General features: G+C 67.6%; 15 protein-coding genes and 1 pseudogene. 5 read left to right on the top strand and 11 right to left on the bottom strand.

Annotated elements, in window-relative coordinates; translation table 11 throughout:
- Window positions 1-14 precede the first annotated feature (14 nt).
- The 4 genes from NV1_RS10095 to NV1_RS10080 are packed head-to-tail and all read left to right on the top strand — an operon-like array spanning window position 15 to window position 6,468.
- Complete coding sequence (locus NV1_RS10095; protein ID WP_067888291.1) at window positions 15-2,336, top strand: hydantoinase B/oxoprolinase family protein; 2,322 nt, start codon at window positions 15-17, stop codon at window positions 2,334-2,336.
- On the top strand, window positions 2,333-4,072 hold the full coding sequence (locus tag NV1_RS10090) for a (2,3-dihydroxybenzoyl)adenylate synthase (RefSeq protein WP_067888288.1): 1,740 nt from the start codon (window positions 2,333-2,335) through the stop codon (window positions 4,070-4,072). The genes NV1_RS10095 and NV1_RS10090 overlap by 4 nt, the downstream gene beginning before the upstream one ends.
- 33 nt (window positions 4,073-4,105) lie before the next feature.
- On the top strand, window positions 4,106-5,686 hold the full coding sequence (locus tag NV1_RS10085) for an FAD-dependent monooxygenase (protein WP_067888285.1): 1,581 nt from the start codon (window positions 4,106-4,108) through the stop codon (window positions 5,684-5,686).
- On the top strand, window positions 5,683-6,468 hold the full coding sequence (locus NV1_RS10080) for a TetR/AcrR family transcriptional regulator (protein WP_067888282.1): 786 nt from the start codon (window positions 5,683-5,685) through the stop codon (window positions 6,466-6,468). The genes NV1_RS10085 and NV1_RS10080 overlap by 4 nt, the downstream gene beginning before the upstream one ends.
- On the opposite strand, the gene NV1_RS10075 is transcribed toward NV1_RS10080, so the two are convergent.
- Complete coding sequence (locus tag NV1_RS10075) at window positions 6,426-7,838, bottom strand: purine-cytosine permease family protein (RefSeq protein WP_067888279.1); 1,413 nt, start codon at window positions 7,836-7,838, stop codon at window positions 6,426-6,428. The genes NV1_RS10080 and NV1_RS10075 overlap by 43 nt on opposite strands.
- 120 nt (window positions 7,839-7,958) lie before the next feature.
- Window positions 7,959-9,182: a CoA transferase gene (locus tag NV1_RS10070; protein ID WP_067888276.1), complete on the bottom strand. Its 1,224-nt coding sequence runs from the start codon at window positions 9,180-9,182 to the stop codon at window positions 7,959-7,961.
- 33 nt (window positions 9,183-9,215) lie between these two features.
- On the opposite strand from NV1_RS10070, the gene NV1_RS10065 reads away from it, so the two are divergent.
- Window positions 9,216-10,367, top strand: coding sequence for an acyl-CoA dehydrogenase family protein (locus tag NV1_RS10065; RefSeq protein ID WP_067888274.1), 1,152 nt, complete (start codon window positions 9,216-9,218; stop codon window positions 10,365-10,367).
- 156 nt (window positions 10,368-10,523) lie between these two features.
- On the opposite strand, the gene NV1_RS10060 is transcribed toward NV1_RS10065, so the two are convergent.
- The 9 genes and pseudogenes from NV1_RS10060 to NV1_RS10025 all read right to left on the bottom strand — a co-directional run bounded on the left by NV1_RS10060 (window position 10,524) and on the right by NV1_RS10025 (window position 18,152).
- Complete coding sequence (locus tag NV1_RS10060; protein ID WP_067888271.1) at window positions 10,524-11,912, bottom strand: amidohydrolase family protein; 1,389 nt, start codon at window positions 11,910-11,912, stop codon at window positions 10,524-10,526.
- Window positions 11,909-13,102: a CoA transferase gene (locus NV1_RS10055; protein ID WP_245713635.1), complete on the bottom strand. Its 1,194-nt coding sequence runs from the start codon at window positions 13,100-13,102 to the stop codon at window positions 11,909-11,911. The genes NV1_RS10060 and NV1_RS10055 overlap by 4 nt, the downstream gene beginning before the upstream one ends.
- Before the next feature lie 10 nt (window positions 13,103-13,112).
- Window positions 13,113-13,256 (bottom strand): hypothetical protein, encoded by a 144-nt coding sequence (locus tag NV1_RS43385; protein ID WP_157116751.1) that lies wholly within the window; start codon window positions 13,254-13,256, stop codon window positions 13,113-13,115.
- Window position 13,257: 1 nt separating this feature from the next.
- Window positions 13,258-13,989 (bottom strand): FadR/GntR family transcriptional regulator, encoded by a 732-nt coding sequence (locus NV1_RS10050; RefSeq protein WP_067888265.1) that lies wholly within the window; start codon window positions 13,987-13,989, stop codon window positions 13,258-13,260.
- Window positions 13,990-14,265: 276 nt separating this feature from the next.
- On the bottom strand, window positions 14,266-15,000 hold the full coding sequence (locus NV1_RS10045; protein ID WP_067888262.1) for an SDR family oxidoreductase: 735 nt from the start codon (window positions 14,998-15,000) through the stop codon (window positions 14,266-14,268).
- 176 nt (window positions 15,001-15,176) lie between these two features.
- Window positions 15,177-15,833: pseudogene (locus NV1_RS10040) on the bottom strand (nitroreductase); the annotation flags it as partial.
- 51 nt (window positions 15,834-15,884) lie between these two features.
- Entirely contained in the window at window positions 15,885-16,757 is an 873-nt protein-coding gene (locus NV1_RS10035) for an ABC transporter substrate-binding protein (protein ID WP_067888259.1), read from the bottom strand.
- A gap of 10 nt (window positions 16,758-16,767) precedes the next feature.
- Complete coding sequence (locus NV1_RS10030; protein ID WP_067888256.1) at window positions 16,768-17,535, bottom strand: SDR family NAD(P)-dependent oxidoreductase; 768 nt, start codon at window positions 17,533-17,535, stop codon at window positions 16,768-16,770.
- The gene (locus NV1_RS10025) at window positions 17,532-18,152 is read right to left on the bottom strand and encodes a TetR/AcrR family transcriptional regulator (RefSeq protein ID WP_067888253.1); all 621 of its coding nucleotides are present in this window, start codon (window positions 18,150-18,152) and stop codon (window positions 17,532-17,534) included. The genes NV1_RS10030 and NV1_RS10025 overlap by 4 nt, the downstream gene beginning before the upstream one ends.
- Between the last annotated feature and the right edge of the window lie 34 nt (window positions 18,153-18,186).

Raw genomic sequence — 18,186 nt, 5'->3', positions numbered from 1 at the left:
AGGAGTACAGAACCATGACCACACCGATCCCCGGTTCCGAAGGTTTCGCGAGCCGACCCCCGGACCTCGACGCCCTGCGGCGTTCGCTGCCGCCGTCGGTGCCCGTGCACACCGTCACCCAGGAACAGATCGACAGTGTCGACCCGCTCACCTACGAGGTGATCCGGCATCGGCTCTGGTCGGTGACCGATGAGATGGGCGAGGCCCTCAAGCGCATGTCGGGTTCACCGATCGTGACCGACGCCAACGACTTCGACTTCGCCATCAGCGACGAACTCGGCCAGGAGGTACAGGTCGGGCTCTACAACACGATGCTGGTCGGTGCGGTCGATCTGGCGATCTACTGGACGTTGCGGAACCGGGCCACGAACCCCGGCATCACCGCCGGTGACATGTTCCTGTGCAACGACCCGTGGGTCGGTGGCGGGCTGCACCAAAGTGATGTGATCGTGTACCAACCGGTGTTCCACGACGGAAAGCTGTTCGGCTGGACCAGCGCGATCTGTCACGAACCCGATCTGGGCGGCTCCGGGCTCGGATCGTTCGACCCCGCGGCCAAGGACGTGTTCTCCGAATCGGTGCCCACCCCGCCGATCAAGGTCGTCCGCGATTACGAACTCCAGCGCGACGTCGCCGATGCCTGGGTACGCCGTTCGCGGGTGCCCATGCTGGTGGGCCTGGACCTGCGGGCGAAGATCGGGGCGAACACGGTGGGCCGCAACCGGTTGCTCGCGGTCATCGAACAGTACGGCGCGGACACCGTGAAAGCGGTCATGAAGCGCATGATGGCCGACGCCGAGACCCGGCTGCGGGCGAAGTTGACCGATCTGCCCGACGGGACCTGGCGGGCCACCGGCTATCAGGACCAGTCCCAGGTCGGCGACCGCGAGGTGCACAAGATCACCGTGGCGATGACGAAGAATCGTGACCATCTGGTCTTCGACTTCACCGGCACCGATCCGCAGTCGGGCGTCATCAACTGCACCTATGCCGGAATGCGCGGCGGGGTGATGCTGGCTCTGCTCCCGATTCTCGCGGGCGACATCCCGTGGTCGGCGGGTGGGCTCATGCGCTGCTTCGACCTGGTATCGGAGGAGGGGACGCTCAACAATGCCACCTTCCCCGCGGCGGTCAGCCGCGGCCCGATCGGACCCGCTTGGCTCACCGGCAACCTGATCGCCGAATGTCTGGCCCAGATGCTCGATCGGCACATCGAGCTGGGTAAGAATGTCCAGGCGTCGTGCTGCGGTACCTGGGACACCGCGGTGGTCGCGGGTCTGGATGAGCGGCCCGAGCAGCCGGTGCCCTTCCTCAACATCATCATGGAGCCGATGGCCGGTGGTTACGGCGCCCGACCGGTGGCCGACGGAATGGATACCGGCGGACTGTTCTGCATTCCGATGGGACGCATCCCCGACACCGAGATGACCGAGTTCCTCTATCCCCTGCTGACCCTGTGGCGGCGTGAGGAGCCGGATTCCGGCGGACCGGGCCGTCACCGAGGCGGCGTGAGCGCGTCGTTGGCGGTGACCCCGTACGGCACCAGCCTGCCGATGGGGCTGATCTTCGCCTCGGCGGGTAAGGCCGTGGCGCAGAACGGCGGGCTGGCCGGTGGCCTGCCCGGCAACACCGGACTGGAGGTCCTCGCTCGCGACTCCGGTGTCGCCGCAATGCTGGCCGAGGGACGGATTCCGGGCTCGCTGGAGGAACTGGCCGGGACACACGAACTGGGCGCCTGCTACGCGGAGAGCTTCCTGGCTCCGGGGGAGGTGCTGTACATGCATTGGCAAGGCGGTGGCGGGTACGGCGATCCGCTGCGGCGCGAACCCGAGGCGGTCGCGGCCGATGTCCGCAATGGCAAGGTCACGCTCGCCGGTGCCGAGAGCGGGTACGGCGTCCGCGTCGTCGACGGTGCGGTCGATGCCGCCGGGACCGAGGAACTCCGCACATCGATACGAGAGCATCGGCGAGACCGCTCCTCGCAGCCTCCGAACCAGGGCGCCACACTGGATTTGACCGATGCCCGCCGACTCGACGACAACCTCGTCGAGGTCACGATCGGCGAGGCCCGCGTCATCGGATGCGCTCATTGCGGGCGGTTGCTCGGCGACGACAAATCCGGGAAGCTCGCTCTCGCGCGGTACGAGGGCCCGTCGAGCGCCGCCGGTGCCCAGGTGACCTCCGATCCCGCCGAATACGTCGATACCGAGGTCGTCTTCCGTCAGCAGTGCTGCCCGGGCTGCTGGACCGCCGTCTACTCCGGCATCGTGCCCGCCGATCACCCGGACCACATCGCGGAACTGGCCCGGCTGCTGCCTGCGGTGGCGAGTCGATGACGGTCACAGCTCGGCCGGGCCGAGCCCGCTGGGAGCACCGGCTGGTCGGGTATCCGGCTGAGCGGATGGAGCGATACCGCAGGTCCGGAGCCTGGACGGACACACCGCTTGCCCAGCGACTGCGCGAGATCGCCCGGCGATTTCCCGATCGCCCAGCGGTGATCGCGGCGCAGGGAACGGTGACCTTCGGTGAACTGGATCTCCGCACGGACCGGATCGCGGCCGGACTCGCCCGGCTCGGCCTGCAACCTGGAGATCCGATCGTCTTCCAGGTCACCAACCGGCTCGAGACCGTGTGGGCGTGGTACGGATGTCTGAAGGCGGGCCTGGTCCCCGTCGCGACATTGGCCGCACACCGTGGTCACGAGATCGGGCACATCAGTCGCAAGGTGGCCGCGGTGGCTCATCTGGTCGAGGGTGGAACCTCGTTCGATCTCATCGCTTTCGCCCGGGAACAGCGGACCGGCCATCCGACGTTGCGGCACATCATCACCGTCGGTGCACCGTCGGACGGCGCGGGCCTGATCGCGCTCGAATCGCTCGGGGCCGAGCTGACGCCCGACGACGCGCGTGCCACCGTGGACCGCATCCAATCCGGGATCGATCCGGAAAACGTTGTGGCATTCCAGCTTTCGGGTGGAACGACCGGCGCCCCGAAGGTGATCCCGCGACTGCACGTGGAGTACTGGAACAACGCACTGCTGTACGCCAGGCGTCTGGGGTGGGACGAGAACACCCGAGTCGCCCACCTGATTCCGCTCATTCACAACGCGGGAATAACCTGCGGGCTGCACGGGGCTCATTCGGTCGGTGGGTGCCTGATCCTGGCGACCGCCGATACCGCAACGGCATTCCCGCTGATGACGCAGGCTCATGCCACGGACGTCCTCATCGGGCACGGTCACTACCAGGCATTGCTTTCGCCGGAGTTCGACGAGCCGCGACAGCAGCTGCGACGGATCGTCATGTCCGGGGCGAAACCGACCTCTTCGATTTTCGAGCGGGCCGATGCCGGGACGCAGCGGTGGGCCGGGCAGATGTTCGGTATGTCGGAAGGCATGTTCCTGGTCACGCCGTTGGACGCGCCGGCCGCCGCGCGGTTCGGGACGGTCGGCACGCCCCTGTCCGCGGACGACGAAGTCCGCATCCTCGAGCCCGGCGGCCAGGCCGAACTCCCCGACGGCAGTGTCGGCGAATTGAGTTGTCGTGGTCCGTACACCATCGCGGGTTATTTCGATGCGGACGAACACAATCGAACCGCATTCACCTCGGACGGTTTCTATCGAACCGGCGACTTGGCGAAGATCACCGTGATCGACGGACAGCGATACATCTCGATCGAAGGCAGGCTCAAGGACCTGATCAATCGCGGCGGCGAGAAGATCAATGCCGAGGAGATCGAGCTTCTGCTGGTCAAGCACCCGAATATTGCCAACGCCGCGGTCGTGGCGATGCCCGACGCCCGGCTCGGCGAGAAGACGTGCGCGTATTTGATCGCGCAGGACGGCACGGCACTGACGATGACCGAGGTTCGGCAACACCTGGAGGCATTGGGCGTCGCGAAGTTCAAATGGCCCGAGCGGCTCGAGTGGGTGCCGGCCCTTCCGCAGACCAACGTCGGAAAGATCGATAAGAAACAGCTGCGCAACGACATCGGCCGGAAGCTGGCCGAGGAATGCGCACGCACAGCGACATCCACTCTCCGATCGGGGGCCCCCGGCCCGAACGAGCTGTGAAAGCTGTTCCCTGCGAACCTATTAGGAGTTTTCATGAAACTGAGGACAGTGGCTGTACTGGGCGGCGGCCCTGGTGGACTGTATGCGGCACGCCTACTCAAGCGCAGTCATCCCGACGCCGAGGTCACCGTCTACGAGCAGGGATCCCCGGACACGACCTTCGGTTTCGGGGTGGGCCTGGCATCCCGGACGCAGCGCAATCTGCGAGCGGCCGATTCTCTGTCACTCGAGGACATCGTCGCGGCGGCGCACCCGCACGAGATGTCGATGCGGATCGGTGACGAGATCTCCCGGATCTCGCACGGTGAGTTACTGGCGATCGCCCGAACGACCCTGCTCACCATCCTTCAGCGGCACGCCGAAGCGGCCGGAGTCCGGCTCCGATTCGGCCGGCGGTACACGATCGGTGATCTCCGGGCCGACGTGATCGTCGCCGCCGACGGCGTCAACAGCGCCACTCGATCCGCCCTCACGGACCGAATCGAGCCGCGGATCCGGACCGGGGCCGGCCTGTATCTGTGGTGTGGCACGGACTTCGCACTTCCCAGCGCCGTGTTCACCCCCGTCACCACCGAGCACGGTACTTTCGTCGCGCACGCGTACCCGTACTCCGCCGACCGCAGTACATTTCTGATCGAGACGGACCAGGACACGTGGAAGCGGGCCGGATTCGATGCCTCCACCGAACGGACGCCCGCGTCGGAATCCGATGAGGAGTCTCTGCTCTACCTGGAGAAGGCATTCAGCGGCGCACTTTCCGGACATCGCCTCATCGGCAATCGCACCCGCTGGCTCCGCTTTCGTACCGTGACGTGCCGACGCTGGCATGCGGACAATGTCGTGCTGCTCGGAGATGCCGCCCACACCGCACACTATTCGATCGGGTCGGGCACCAAACTCGCCATGGAGGACGCCATCGCGCTCGACCGGGCGATCATCGGGAATTCGACGCTCGAGGACGCCCTGGCGGAATATGAGCGGGTCCGTCGTCCCGACGTCGAGCACTTGCAGTCCATTGCCGCCCGCAGTGAGCGATGGTGGGACTCGTTCCCCGACCGCACTGCCCTTCCTGTCGACCAACTCATGATCAACTACATGACCCGCGCCGGAAAGGTGAGTCTCGAACGGTTCGCGACGTCGGCGCCGAATGTGGTCCACCACGGAGTCGCCGGCTACGCGGGGGTCCGGGCGGACACCGTCCCCGACGCCGGACTGGTGGACTGGGTGCTCGCGCAGCCGCTGGCGCGATCCGGCCGAACATTCTCCACGCGACTCGCGTCCGCCGCCCTTCGGGAAGATCCCACGACCCACATCGTCGAGATCGACACCGACTCCGCATGGGACGCGCGGGCGAATGCACTTGTCGCGGCACTTCCGGATTCGGGCATCGTGTGGCTCACCGGCGGTCCGTCGCGGTCGGACGTGCTGACTCGTCTCGATGTCGCCGAGCGTGCCACGTGGTGTTCCACCGCGACCATCGTCGTGGAGATACCGGAAGAACATCGGGCGGATGCGGCGGCGGCGCTGGCGAGCGGGCGTGCGCACCTGGTGTTCTCGACCCCCGTTGCGCACACCACGCGGGAACCCGCGTCCGTGGATCGTGTCTCGGCATGACACCGCATACCCTGTCCAAGGTGACCACCGAAGCACGCGACACCGCCGCGCGACGCCCCGCCCGCGGCCGAGGGGGCGCGGTGTCCGGCACCGATGCCGCGACGCAGAGCACGTCACGGCGCGAACTCGTCGAACAAGAGATCATGGAACACGCCACCCGCTTGTTCGCCGAAAAGGGTTTCGCCGGAACCACTCTCCAGGACATCGCATCGGCGACCGGCTTCACACGTTCGGCGATGTACCACTATGTCGCCAACAAGGATGAACTGCTGGCCCGGTTGGTGATCGAGATCGCCGAGCAACCCGCGCAGCAGTTGCAGAAGATCAATCAGCGCGACGACCTGGACCCGGCCCAGCGGCTGCGGGAAATGGCGCTGTCCATCGCACTGCATCAAATGCAGACGCCCGAGCGTTTCCGCCTGCTCCTGCGCTCGGAAGCCGAACTACCCGATGCCCTCGCCAACACCTACCGCAAGAGCCGTCGCCAGGTCCTCAAGGAATTCATCAAGGTCATCGACGACGGCATACGCGCCGGCCAGTTCTACCCCGCGGATTCTCGAACCACCGCACTCGGCATCATCGGGATGCTGAACTGGATCGCCTTCTGGCACCATCCCGGCCAGGACGACGGTCCCGCCGCGGCCGCGCAACTCGCCGAAATGGCGACCCGAACCGTCATCGATCCGGAAGCCGATACCGACGGCGGCACCGGCCCGCGGCGAATCCTGCAGCGACTGCGTCAGAACCTGGACTCGCTCGAGCAGACTCTCGGCACCATCTGATCCGGCGGGTTCTCGCCGGGCGAGCGGCGACGCCGCACGAACAGAACGGTCGCGTAGCTCAGGGCTGCGGTGAGGGAGCCGACCAGGCTCAGGGGTACGGCGTGGTAGAAGGTCCCGGGGAGCAAGTGTGTGCCCCAGAAGCTGACGATGAAACCCGCCAGGAAACAGGACAGGGCGGCCGGGCGCCACCGGTCGGCGGTCGTGCGGGCCGGGCGGAAGTAGCTGTCGATATCGTGTTTGTCGCGCAGTCCCCAGAGCCAGTCGACGATCAGGACGAATGTGAAGGGCCCGAGCAGCTCTCCGGCGTCGGTAACGAAAGTTTCCGCGTGGGAAAGGATTCCGGCTTGGGCGAGTAGAACGCCGAGAATGCCCAGCACGATCGTCGCGATGGGCTGTTCCCAGCTGCGCGGTGTGCGAATGGTGTTGAGGGACACCAGGATATCGACGGTCGCCGGGTAGAGGTTCATGGCGTTGATGTGCATGATCGCCAGTGCCACGCCCAGCGCTGCCACCGCGCCCCACCCCGGGATGTGCGCGCCGGAGACAGCGATATTCCAGTCGCCGGTCGCCTCCTTCGAGTACGCGCCCATGATGCCCATGGCCAGGTTCGGAAGCATGATGCCCAGGCTCGGGGCGAGGAAGTACCAGCGCCGCTGGGGAGTTCGGTCGGCCGGGAGGCAGAAGCGTGAGACCGTGGAGGTCTTGTAGGTCCAGGACAGGATGCAGAACCCGCCGATCACCGAAATCGCCGTGCCCCACTGCATCGGGGCGGTCCGGGGCGGGACGTGCAGCGAATAGTGCGTTGCCAGATAGACGGTCAGCGCGCCGTAACAGGTCAGGAACAGCAATGCCGTGTAGCGGTAGAAGTATTCGAGCCACTTGAACCCGAACAGCACCAGCACCACGTTCGAGCCGCCGATGATCCAGTACCAGGGCGCCGCGCCGGTATGGGTCAGCGCGGCGAGGATATGGGCGCCACCGGCGGCATTCAGCCCGAAGAAGGCCATATTGACGAACGAGAACAAGGTCGACAGCAGAAACGTCGCCGACCGGCCGTAGGTGCGGCGGGCGACCACCAGCGCGGTAAGTGGCAGCTCACGGCCCATCTCGGAGAACAGGCCGCACGGGATGAGGAAGACCAGCCAGCTGACCGCCATCGCGCCGATCGTGTACCACAGGCCGTAGGGGTAGAGAATCGCGCCGATCAGCGGCGTCATGGCCGAGGCCGCGGTCATCGCCCACGTGATGAAAAGCTTTCCGGCAGTGGCGTTTCGCTGGTCGTCGGGTACCGGCGCCACACCGACCGTCTCGACCTCGTCGCTGACACGTCGCCACCATGAGGTTGCGGCGACACCGCCGTCATTATGCACTTGAAAAATGTACCGTTATATAACGGTACATGCAATGTATTCTTTCGAGTCGGTGGCGTCGTGCGGTACACACACAGGTGTGCGCGATGGCGGTCGGCCGCGCTGATCCGGCCGGTCGCGCTAGATCGCGAGAACACCGGCTTTCTCCAGTGCGCCGATCTCCGAATCGGAGAGTTCGAGGACATCGCGCAGGACGGCGGGGCCGTCGGCCCCCAAACTCGCGGCCGGTCCGGTCCGCAGGTGAGCACCGTCGTAGGAGGCCGGCATGGCGGCGGCGAGATAGGTGCCGATGCGCGGTTGTGCCAGCTCGGCGAACAGTGGATTGGCCTGTAGCTCTCCGGACCTGACCACCTGCTCGAAACTGCGGTATCGCTCGTGCAGCACCGAGGACGCGGCCAGCTCCCGGGCGACGTGGTCGGCGCTGTGCGTGCGGAACCAGCGCGCGAACAGCGCGGTCAGCACCTCTCGATGGTCGTAGCGGTCGCTTTCCCGGCCGAAGTCCGCGCCGAGGGCGGACTCCATCGCGTCGACGAGCTTTTCGGTTCCGGTGACGGCCATCAGATCCCGGAAGTGCCGCGAGGTCAGTGCGACGACCATGAACCGCTCGCCGTCGGCGGTGACGAAATCGGTTCCGTACGTTCCGTATACGGCGTTGCCGGTGGCGGGCCGCCCACTGCCGTTGATCTGCACCTCGGTGAGATAACCGAGCGCACCCGCCGTCGCCAGGGCGACATCCTCGAGCGGTAGCACGATCCGCGAGCCCGCCCCGGTGGCTTCGCGGCGATGGACGGCCGCGGTGACCGCGAGCGCGGCATGCAGGCCCGCCGCGACGTCCCATGCGGGCAGGGCGTGGTTCACCACGCCGGTGTGCTCCAGTGGTCCGGTGATCTGCGGGAAGCCCAGCGCGGCATTCACGGTGTAGTCCACGGCCGGTCGTCCGTCGCGCTGGCCGAGCAGTTCCAGCGTGATGACGTCGGAGCGCAGCGCGGACAGTGTTTCGTGGCTCAGCCAGTCTCGCCCGCCCGCATTGGTCACCAGGATGCCGCCGCCGTCGCCCGGGGCGCAGATGAGGCGTTGCACGATGTCGCGCCCCGAATCGCTGCGCAGATCGAGCGCCAGCGATCGTTTTCCGCGGTTGAGTCCGGTCCAGTAGATCGATTCCCCCGTGGCGGTCAGTGGCCACCGATCGATATCCGCGGCGCCACCGAGAGGGTCGACTCGAATGACCTCCGCGCCCAGCTGGCACAGCGTGAGGCCGCACAGGGGAGAGGCGACGAAGCTCGAGATCTCGACGATGCGGAGCCCGGCGAGGGGGCGATCATCCGTACGGTTCGTGGGGGTCATCCAGGGATCCTCCGTTGGGGTGATACTTCCATCATGGCAAGCATTGCGGCAGTCGGTCCGGAAGATTTCGCTGATATCCTGGCGCAGACTCGCGAGTTCATCCGCAAACAAGTGGTGCCGCGGGAACAGGAGATCGCGGATACCGACAGCATTCCCGAGGACATCCGCGCGAATGCGGCGGCGATGGGCCTGTTCGGTTACGCGATCCCGCAGGAATGGGGCGGGCTCGGGCTCGATCTGACCCAGGACGTCGAGCTGGCGATGGAATTCGGCTACACGGTCTTGGCGCTGCGCTCGATGTTCGGCACCAACAACGGCATCGCGGGCCAGGTGCTGGTGGGGTTCGGTACCGATGAGCAGAAGGCGCGGTGGCTCGAGGACATCGCCTCGGGTGCGGTCGTCGCCTCGTTCGCTCTCACCGAGCCCGGGGCGGGATCGAATCCGGCCGGATTGCGGACCAGGGCCGTTCGCGACGGCGACGACTGGGTCATCACCGGTCAGAAGCGCTTCATCACCAATGCTCCGCTGGCGGACCTGTTCATCGTGTTCGCGCGGACCCGGCCGGCGGACGAGAACGGCACCGGTATCGCGGTCTTCCTCGTGCCCGCCGACACGCCGGGAGTGGAAGTCGGCCCCAAGGATCGCAAGATGGGGCAGGAGGGCGCCTGGACCGCCGATGTGCATTTCACCGACGTCCGGGTTCCCGCCGCCGCGCTCGTGGGTGGTAGCGAGGATGTGGGCTACCGCGCGGCGATGACCTCGCTTGCCCGTGGCCGCGTTCACATCGCGGCGTTGTCGGTGGGTACCGCGCAACGCGCCCTCGACGAGGCGAGCGGGTATGCCGCGACGGCGACACAGGGCGGAACCGCGATCGGTGACTTCCAACTCGTGCAGGCGATGATCGCCGATATCGCGACCGGCGTCATGGCGGGCCGGGCGATGGTTCGCGAGGTCGCGGCGCGCTACGTTTCCGGCGAGGACCGGCGGATCGGCCCGTCCGCGGCCAAGCTGTTCTGCACCGAAATGGTCGGCCGCGCAGCCGATCTCGCGGTGCAGGTGCACGGCGGATCGGGCTACCTGCGGGAGGTCCCGGTCGAGCGGATCTACCGGGATGTGCGACTGCTGCGGCTCTACGAGGGCACCAGCGAGATCCAGCGGCTGATCATCGGCGGCGGCGCGTGGTGAACGCCGCCAAGAAGGCTGCCGGGGGCGCAGGGCGCTGAGACGGTACGTTCCCGGCGAGGCCCGGCGGCGCCGGGTGGTGCGTGACGGGGTCGCGCCGGGTTCAGGCTCTGATGCACGGTGCCGATCGGATGTGCGCTGCGATGTTCGGTGCAGTGCCTACCGCACGTGGACGATTCGTCCGTCGATGAGCGTGCAGCGCACCGGAGCATCGCTCGGCCGCGAGTACACCCACGCGATCGGCCGGTCCAGAAGTACCAGATCGGCCGCCGCGCCGGGGACGACGGCCCGGGCGGGTCCGCCCGGATCGAGCAGCGGCGCCAGATAGCGTTCGAGGGCTTCGGATGCCCGCAGCGTCTCACCGTCCCCGACGACGACGCCGTCGGGAGCGCGACGCACGGTGGCCGCGGCGATCACCTGCCAAGGATCGGCGGGGCCGTACGGAGCATCACTCGAAAAGGCAAGGCCCACACCGGCATCGCGCAGGCTCCGACAGCGGTAGAGATCCGGAAGATCGCGGGCGTCGACGCGGCGCAGATAGTCGTCGCCGCGATCGGCGATGAAGCCGGGCTGGGTCACGACGGTGATCCCGAGACGTCGCAGCACGTCGATGGACTCCGCCGGAACCAGCGCACCGTGTTCGATCCGGTCGCCCGGAAGCACGCCCGTGGCATCGAATGCGGCGAGCAGGATGAGCAGAGCCTCGCGGCTGACGCAGTGCACCGCGACAGGGCGTCCGCGATCGTGCGACTGCCGGACGGTGGCCTCCAGCGTCTCGATATCGGGCAGGCCGGAATCCGCGATGACGATCTTGTACGGCCCGGTCGTGACGGCGGGATCGCCGGGGTGGCCGAGTGGAACGCCCAGTAGGTTCAGCCGTTGCGGAATCGCGCCCGATGCTGCCGCGTCGATCAGGCTGGTGAGCGAGTGCACGCTCAGATCCGGTGTGGCATCGGTGATTCCGGTGATCCCGAACCGGGCGAGCCGGATGCCGACCGCGGTGAGGTCGGGCGGCCCGGTGTCGGGCAATCGTGAGCGCAGCCAGGTATCCGCACGCCAGACGCGGCCGGTGGCGTGACCGCTGTCGTCGCGTTCCACCCCGTGCTCCGCCGCCGAAGCCAGGCCGACGAGGCGGGCCGCGGCCGAGTTGAGCATCCACATCGCACCGCTGCGATGCTGGACGCGGACCGGCCGCTCGCGGTGCAGCGCATCGAGTGCGCTCGAATCGAGCAGTCCGGCAACGGTTTCGACGTAGCCGACCCCGCGGATCCAACCCGTACCGGGAGCCGTGGCCAGCGCATCGGCGAGTTCGCGGGCCGTGCGAACGTGTGGTGGACCGCAGCGGACGGAGTTCGCGTCGGCGGCCATCGCGTGCAGGTGCAGATGGTGGTCGTGCAGGCCGGGCAGGAGTGCGCCGCCACCGGCGTCGAGGACGGGAACTCCGGGCGGTGCCGATGACGTGCCGACCGCGGCTATGAGTCCGTCCCGGACCAGGACGTCGGTGCGCGTACCGGAGACCTCGGCATTGCGAATCAGCAACGCCGTCATGCGGATTGCCTGCGCAACCGGGCGAGAACCGCGTCGGTGTCGCGGCCGCTGAGCGGCGCCTCGCCGGTCGCCTCCCGGCGGCTCGGCGCGAGGATTCGTGATTCGTCGATCGGCTCGGTGACCTGCGCGGGATCGAGCGTCGCGGCCACGACCGCGGACATCGCGACGTCCCACAGCCGGCCGGAGCCGTCGGCGGGGGCCGACATCGCCAGGACCGCAGCGGCCAGTCCGGTCAGTGGGTCGGCGATCGCGTCGCCCACGAAAACCGGTGTGCCGTCGTCGGTGCGGGCGACGAGTCCCGCGCTGGCGGCGATGTCATCGCCGAATCCGATCCGGTTCGACGCCCGGCCGTGTGCCGTGATCGAGATCCAGGTTCCGCCGGAGTCCGCGAAACCCTGTGCGTCGAGCCCGAATCCGGCGAGTGCGCGGGGGCGCGAGGCCTCGATCACGATATCCGCCGAGGCGACCAGGTCGGCGAGTGCGGTGCGTTGCTCGCGGACGTCCGGGTCCAGGACCACCGATTCGTGACCCGCGTGCAGCAGCCGATAGAAGTCGGGATCGCCGCGGCGCGCACCGTCCGGGCGCGTGGGCGTCTCGACCTTGATGACGTGCGCTCCAGCCAGACCGAGCAGGTGTGCACACAGCGGCCCCGCCCAGAGTGCGCTGAAGTCGACTACTCGCAGTCCGTTCACCGAGCGCGGTGAGAGTGGTTGTGGCACGGTCGCCCCCACCGGGGCGACGGGTCCCGCGGCCACGCCCAGAAGTTCTGCCCGCTCGGCCAATTCGGCACCGGTGTGTCTGCGCAGCCAGTGCGCTACGTGGGGCCAGGGATCGTCGCCGACCTCCCGGCAGACGAGTGCGCCGAGCAGGACGGGATCGTCGGGGCGGGCGCAGCTGACCGCGGCCCAGCCATCGGCGGTGGGCAGCAGGCGGCAGTGTCCGCCAGCCGAGGTGGTGCCGCCGCGTCCGAATCCGGTGAAAGCCGCCCGTTCGGAAAGCAACCGGGCCCCGTCCAACCGGACGCGGCCGCCGGTCGCCGCCGCGATCCGGTCGGTGTGCCGCCGGGCGACGGTCGCCGCTGAGCCGGGAGGAATCAGCGGTGAACCGTCGGCGTATCCGGTGAGCAGCGGCACTCCGCTCTCGACCCAGTCGGGCACGCGATGCGACGTATCTCCCGAGGCCCCGGACACTCAGCCGATCCTACACGCAGCTAATAATCATGCGCAGGAATTGAGGGTCGGGGTGCCCGCCGGAAGGCGTTGCGGCCCAGTCGACGGGGTATACGCCGCCGGCGACCCGATCGGCCTCGTCGTCGGCCAGGATCGGTCGGGTCGCCATCGTCATCTCACATCTTCCACATCACCGGCGCCGCAAGCACTTTGGCGTAGTGCTTCGCGGTGTGGGTGGCCAGCAACCGCATCTGCGTGGCCATCAACTCCTCGGCGCGGTCGGCATCGCGCTCGGAGATCGCGGTGGCGATCGAGGATTGCGTGTCGACGGTCAGTCGCCGCTGCCTCGGCGGATACTCGATGCCGACCGCGGCCCCGTCGAGAATGTCGAACAGCGCGTTGAACAGTGCCGCGAAGATGAGGTTGCCGGAGCCTTCGGCCACGGCGGTGTGGAACCGCCGCGTCTGAGCCAGGAATCCCGCGTGGTCGTCGAGGTTCTGCCGTTCGAGTTCGACGATCGCGAACAGTTTCGCGACGTCTTCCTCGCTCATTCGCTGGGCGGCGAGCCGGGCCATTTGCGGTTCCAGCGCGGCGCGGGTCTCGATCACCGTCTGGAACGGCGCTTGCTGGAACTGCAACAGCAGACTCAGCGAGGTGGCCAGTGCGGAGCTGTCCGGCTGCTGCACGATCGGGCCGCCGCTGGGGCCCGGCTTGAGCGTGATGACGCCCTGTAATTCGAGGAACCGCAACGATTCTCGCAGCGTGCCGCGGCCGACGTCGTAGTCCTCGAGCATCGCTTTCTCCGGGGGCAGTCGATCTCCGACCTGATTCCCGCGGGCGTTGATGTCCTCGACGATGCGCTGTGCCACGAGCAGCGCGGTCTTCTTCGGCCGTTCCAAAGCGGTCATAACTGTTCTCCCCTGGGTGGCACTCTTGTGCTGGCAGCTCCCACACCCTACGTTCAATGCTATTCATATGTATAGATTGACGCGCAGTTCGGTGCGTGTGATCGTGCCTGGCCGGCGTCCGCCGCCGCTCGGTCTCTCCCGGAAGAGAGTAGGAAGCATGCCGGCGACAAGGGGATTCGTCGCGGGTGCGGCCTGGGGAATCGGTCGCGAACTCGCACTCGAGGCGGCCCGCTCGGTCGTGGCGAACGGGCCGCTCGCAGGAGCTGCCGCGAGATGTCAGTGCGACCGTAGCCAGTCCCGGTAGTGGGTGCCGGCCAGCCGGGCGTCTTCCGGTGCGGTGAGTACGTCGCCCTTGACCAGGGCGAACAGGCCGGCGGTCGGGTCGGTGACGACGTGCCGGTGGTCGCCCCTGGCCTCCAGGGTTATCCGTCCCAATTCGTCGAGTGTGAAGACGTCGGGTCCGGCGATGTTCCGGATACCGCGCAGCGGCGCGCCCCCGGCGACCTCGGCGACCGCGGCGGCGACATCGGCGGAGCTGATGGGCTGTATCGGGGTGGGGGGTAGGCGCACGACGTCACCGTCGGTTGTCCATTCCATCGTCGGTGCGACGAATTCCATGAACTGGGTGGCGCGCGCGATCGAGTACGGAATCGGGCCCGTCTCGACCAGATTCTCCTGCAGTGCCTTGGCCCGGTAGTAGGCCATGTCCGGCACCTGATCGACGCCGACGATCGACAGCGTTACCAGGTGCCCGATGCCCGCTGCCTGCGCGGCGGCCAGCAGGTTGGTCACCGAGGTGCGGAAGAAGTCGATCGAGTCGTCGTCGAAGGTGGGCGAATTGGTCAGGTTCACCGCGACCTCCGCGCCGCGCAGCGCGTCGTCGAGCCCGTCGCCGGTGAGCAGATCCATACCGGTCGAGCGGGAGTGCCCGGTGGCCTCGTGCCCTGCCGCGGTCAGGTCGTCGATCACCTGCGAGCCGATGAGTCCGGTGCCGATAACCGATATCTTCATGAGATTCCCCTTACGGTCGATTGTGCTGGATCTCGGTGCCCCTGGACGTTCGGGGCGAGGGAGTGCGGCTGATGAGCCGGTGCCGCCTGGTGATTCGGCGGTGCCTGATGATTCTCGAGTCGGCCCGCGCTGGGATCGGTGCGGGTGTTGCCACTTGTCGTGTGGTGCCGACGATCGACGAACGTGACCGTCTCATCCAACGGCGCCCGGCCGGTGCGTGGTTGCTCCACCGTGACGTCCTCGTAGCCGATCGACATACCGCAGTAGAGAATGAGCCCGTCGGGCGGGGATATGATCTCCGCGACGGTGCTGTGGTACACCGACCATGCCATCTGCGCGCAGCTGTGCAGGCCCTCGGCACGCAATAGCAGCATAACGGTCTGCAGGTACATGCCGACGTCGGACCATTGCGGTCGGCCCATGTCGCGGTCGATGTAGCAGAACAGGGCCGCGGGCGCGCCGAAACACTCCCAGTTCTCGGTCGCGGCCTTGCGTCGCGCATCCCAGTCCGAACGCGAAATGCCCAGTGCGCCATAGCGTTTCTCGCCGAAATCCGCCCGTCGCTCGCGGTAGGGCGAGCTCAGCTCCGGGGGATACATCCGGTACTCGGGCTCGTCCCAGCGGTCGCCGACGACCGCGCGCTCGCCGGCGCGCCTCTTCAGCTCGGCCAGCGACTCGCCGGTCAGCACATAGGTGTGCCAGGGCTGGAGGTTCGACCCGGACGGCGACCACGCCGCGGCGGACAGCACGCGCTCGAGCACCGTCTCGGAAACCTGCCGATCGGTGAATGCACGCACCGCCCGCCGGCTCCTGACCGCTTCGTACACATCCATGACAAGTGCCTCCTCTTCCGGATCGTTCTCGATGGCGGTGCCGCCGAACCCCTAAGCGGTTGCGGTGCGGTAGAACTCCGTCGCGGTGACGGTTTCTCGCACGCCGAGCTCGGTGGCGACGGCGGTGATCGCCGCGGCCGCGACCTCGAGGTCTGCCTGGCCGTCGGTGGTGAAATGCGGTGCGATGAACCTGTCGTAGTGCGCGCGGGCCTCTTGTGTGGTGTGGCGGCCCAGGAAGGTCCGGATGTACCGCACCGTCGTGTCGGGATCGTCGTGGATCACTCGCAGGGCGCGTCGGTGCGCGCGTACCACGGCCCGGACCGCGGGGTCGTCCGGCGCGATGTGTGTGGGGTCGACGGCCACGCCGACGGTGGGGATCCGGAAGTGGTCGCCGACCCACCCCGGCAACTGCCAGCCGAATTCGGCGGCGACGGCCTCCGGCGCCATGGTGCTGCCGACATACGCGGCATCGATCGTGCCCTCGCGCAGCCGGCGCAGATCCATCCCGTAGTCACCGGGCCGGCGCACGACGCAGTCGACGTCGCGGTCGGGATCGAGCCCGGCCCGGCGCAGTACGATGCGGGCGAAGCAGCCCGGTGCGGTGTGCGCGGGGTGAACCGCGAGCCGTCGACCGGCCAGGTCGGCCAGGGAGGTCACGCCGGGGCGGGTGAGGAACCAGAACAACGGCCGGTGGGTGTTGACGGTGAGTGCGACCCAGGGGATGTCGCTGGTCAGGCGGGAGAGCAGGGCCCGGCCGAGGCCGATGGTGGCGACGCGCCGAAGCCGGGATTCGTCCCAGGCGCAGCCGTCGCGAAGGGCGACGTGCACGCCCTCGTCTGCGTAGAAGTCCTCCTGGTCCGCGATGTAGGCGGTGAGTTCTTCGTGCATGCCTCGCCCGACGTAGGCGAGATCGATGGTGTCCACGACTGTCCTTTCAGTACATGGCCATTCCGCCGTTGACCGCGGCGGTGGTCCCGGTCATGAAGGCGTTGTCCGCTTCGGCGTAGAAGGCGATGACGCGAGCGACGTCGTCCGGGCGCGCCAGCCGGCCCAGCGGGGTGGCGTTCACCTGGCGCTGCTTCTGTTCATCGTCGATGACCTGCGAAATCTTGGTCTCGGCCACCGGGCCGGGCTCGACGACATTGACCGTGATGCCCCGCGGACCCAGTTCCTGGGCGAGGAAGCGGGAGAATTGCGTGAGCGCGGCCTTGGCCGTGCCCAGCGCGATCATCCCCGCACGGGGGCGGCGGCTGGGGACGGCGCCGAGATAGATGAGCCGCCCCCAGCCCTGTTCGGTCATGGCAGGTAGTACGGCCTTGGTGACGACGAAGGCGGCGCGTAGTTCGTCGTCGAGCTTGCCGCCCAGCTCCTCCCAGCTGATGTCCTGGAATGTCTTGATCGCGTAGGGGGTCAGCGCGTTGTGCACCAGCACGTCGACACCGCCCCAGGCGGCTTCGACCCGGTCGATCATCGCGCTGACCGCCGCGGCATCGCGGACATCGGCCCGCACGGCCATCGCCTGGCCGCCCGCGGCCTCGATATCGGCCACGACCTGCTCGGCCGCTGACGCGTTGCGCAGGTAATCGACCACCACGCGCATGCCGCGTTCGGCCAGCAGGCGCGCGGTGGCCGCGCCGATTCCGCTGCCGGCTCCGGTCACCAACGCCACCCTGCCGGTTGTCCTGCCGGTTGTATCGGTCATGATGTGACCTCGCTTTCGCTGTCGGGCCGGATCGCTCCGTACAGGACCGTGTCCACGGTCGCGCGGAGCAGATCGGCTGCGGTGCAATCGAGTTCGCGCGGCAGCCGGGAATTGAGCAGCCGCTCCACGGCGCCGCGGACGATCTCGCCGAGCAGTTCGGGCGGTACGCGCAGCAGTCCGTGCCGATACCCGTCCCGGAACAGTTCATCGAGCCGCTGGTAGACGACCGTGTCGATGCGCTGCTCCACGTGCCGGCGCAGGACGGCGTCGCCGCGTCCGGTCGTGAGCTGGGCTGCCCCTATCCGCTCGAGTTCGCCGCACGCCGCTATCAGGAACCGGCGTACCTGCTCGGAGAACGGCTGGTCCCGGGATTCCTCGGCCGCCGCGATCAGAGTCCGCTCGATCGTGCCGAACTGCCGGTCGAGTACAGCGGTCATCAGGGTGTGCTTATCGGGGAAGTGGCGGTAGATCGTCTTCTTGGCCATCCCCAGCTCACGGGCCAGATCGTCCATGCTGACCCGGCCCGAACCGGGGGCGAGGAACAACCGGCCGGCCGCGTCGAGGATCGCCTCGGCGCGTTCATGGCTGGAAACTGAAGAAACTATTTTAGTTTCCATAGTTTCGATCATCGCCCGCTATCTGCGTGCTGTC

This window comes from Nocardia vaccinii NBRC 15922 (assembly GCF_001613305.1).
Taxonomy (GTDB): Bacteria; Actinomycetota; Actinomycetes; order Mycobacteriales; family Mycobacteriaceae; genus Nocardia; species Nocardia vaccinii.
This window is presented reverse-complemented; position numbering and strand designations above follow the sequence as displayed.

What these genes read in the sequence shown, in the direction of transcription:
- NV1_RS10095 (WP_067888291.1), top strand. Translation starts at nt 15, where the DNA reads ATGACCACACCGATCCCCGGTTCCGAAGGTTTCGCGAGCCGACCCCCG.
- NV1_RS10090 (WP_067888288.1), top strand. Translation starts at nt 2,333, where the DNA reads ATGACGGTCACAGCTCGGCCGGGCCGAGCCCGCTGGGAGCACCGGCTG.
- NV1_RS10085 (WP_067888285.1), top strand. Translation starts at nt 4,106, where the DNA reads ATGAAACTGAGGACAGTGGCTGTACTGGGCGGCGGCCCTGGTGGACTG.
- NV1_RS10080 (WP_067888282.1), top strand. Translation starts at nt 5,683, where the DNA reads ATGACACCGCATACCCTGTCCAAGGTGACCACCGAAGCACGCGACACC.
- NV1_RS10070 (WP_067888276.1), bottom strand. Translation starts at nt 9,182, where the DNA reads ATGACCCCCACGAACCGTACGGATGATCGCCCCCTCGCCGGGCTCCGC.
- NV1_RS10065 (WP_067888274.1), top strand. Translation starts at nt 9,216, where the DNA reads ATGGCAAGCATTGCGGCAGTCGGTCCGGAAGATTTCGCTGATATCCTG.
- NV1_RS10060 (WP_067888271.1), bottom strand. Translation starts at nt 11,912, where the DNA reads ATGACGGCGTTGCTGATTCGCAATGCCGAGGTCTCCGGTACGCGCACC.
- NV1_RS43385 (WP_157116751.1), bottom strand. Translation starts at nt 13,256, where the DNA reads ATGACGATGGCGACCCGACCGATCCTGGCCGACGACGAGGCCGATCGG.
- NV1_RS10050 (WP_067888265.1), bottom strand. Translation starts at nt 13,989, where the DNA reads ATGACCGCTTTGGAACGGCCGAAGAAGACCGCGCTGCTCGTGGCACAG.
- NV1_RS10045 (WP_067888262.1), bottom strand. Translation starts at nt 15,000, where the DNA reads ATGAAGATATCGGTTATCGGCACCGGACTCATCGGCTCGCAGGTGATC.
- NV1_RS10030 (WP_067888256.1), bottom strand. Translation starts at nt 17,535, where the DNA reads ATGACCGATACAACCGGCAGGACAACCGGCAGGGTGGCGTTGGTGACC.
- NV1_RS10025 (WP_067888253.1), bottom strand. Translation starts at nt 18,152, where the DNA reads ATGGAAACTAAAATAGTTTCTTCAGTTTCCAGCCATGAACGCGCCGAG.